The sequence below is a fragment of the Synergistaceae bacterium genome (genome assembly GCA_017450125.1).
GTDB lineage: Bacteria > Synergistota > Synergistia > Synergistales > Aminobacteriaceae > JAFUXM01.
Map to the genome: position 1 here is coordinate 1 of JAFSWZ010000026.1, position 1,530 is coordinate 1,530.

2 protein-coding genes are annotated in these 1,530 nt (G+C 53.3%); both read right to left on the reverse strand.

The window, feature by feature from the left end; translation table 11 throughout:
• On the reverse strand, positions 1-510 hold a 510-nt coding region (locus IJT02_05655), incomplete at its 3' end, for a hypothetical protein (protein ID MBQ7544412.1).
• A gap of 114 nt (positions 511-624) precedes the next feature.
• Positions 625-1,530: TAXI family TRAP transporter solute-binding subunit (locus IJT02_05660; protein ID MBQ7544413.1), on the reverse strand; the 906-nt coding region annotated here is incomplete at its 5' end.

The following is a 1,530-nucleotide window of genomic DNA, read 5'->3' on the forward strand; positions in this document are numbered from 1 at the left end:
CATAGTCGACAGGATTGCGAGCACTGCCATAGCTATCATCAGGTGATAGTTCGGGTTGCGGGGACTCGTTACGCGAAGAGCCAGCTTGATGATGCTCTCGGCGTTGTAGGCGAAGTAGAAGAACGGAATCGCTCCCGCAAGCATTATCACGATGTCGTAGAAAGGTATCGAGTTCACGCGCGGAACTGCGTCCAACGTTATGGGTATCGAGATGGAGTCGGAGAGTCCGGGCCGGATTTCACCTGCAGCTTTCTTGATGGGGTAGTGCAGGTAACCGAGAATCAGAATCAGGCCAAGAAAGATATTCAGCCTCACTTCAGGCATTGCCGTACTGAACAGAGTAACGTATATGCAGTACAGCGAGAACGCCGCCGACAACCACCGCACAATCACTGCAGGCCTGCCCTCCCAAATGCGGACGTTGGACTCGCGGTCATACTTCTTCATCACGGCGTCAACGTCAGCATCAATCTGCGCAATGTCCTTACTCGTCAAATCTGTATCACTCATTAAGATTCCTCCTTAACATAAAGGCGGCCATGACCTGAATCACAGCCGCCCCGAAATTCTTAGTGCTTAACTTGTAGACTATTTGCCTGCTACGTTCATTCCCTTTTCGCCGTATTACTTCACTGCGCCGGGATGATAGGGGACTGCGGTATATGACGCTGCGAAACCTAGATTAAGCTCTGCTCCCTTCGCGTGAGCTGCCGTAATCTCGTCCTTGTTCTCGAACACTCCCCAAAGGAAGTTATACACGTCAGCTACACTCACATCATCACGTGCAATCACAACCGCTCCGACTGCTACGGTGATAACGTCAGCGTCAGTGTTGTAGACTTCCTTGTGAATCACGTTCTTGCTGTAGTAGGGGGACTCGGTGAGCAGCTTCATGATGTGCTCGTCGTCAACGCCGACAAGATAAACCTTCTTCGTCGCCGCAAGTGAGGTTACTGCTGTCGTGGGAGCTCCCGCAACTATGAACGCTGCATCAATCTTCCCATCCTGCAGAGCCTCTACACTGTCGCCAAATGATTGGTACGTCGGCTTAATGTCCTTGTCGATGTCGAGACCGTAGACCTTCAGCACGTCAACAGCGTTGAAGTACACTCCGCTTCCTGCCGCTCCGACAGATACATTTTTGCCCTTGAGGTCGGCTACTGTCTTGATGTCAGGGTCGAGGGTAACTATCTGCACCTGCTCCATGTAGAGATTGGCGACCGTTGAGAAGTTGTCGACTCTCTCGTCGAACAGACGCGTTCCCCTGAAGGCATACGCTCCTACGTCTGACTGTACGAAGCCGAGATGCGCATCTCCGTCCTGCATTGCCTCAATGTTGGCCTTCGAGCCGCCGGAAGTGATCGCCGTGATTGTGGTGCTGGTCTTCTCGCCGACTTTGCCCGCGAGGACTCCGCCGAATCCGTAATACGTTCCCTGAGCTCCGCCGGTCGTGAAGATGAGCTTAGTACCGCCCGGCATCGGTTCAGCAAACGCTGCACACGCACACGCGAGCGCAACTACAACAGCGAG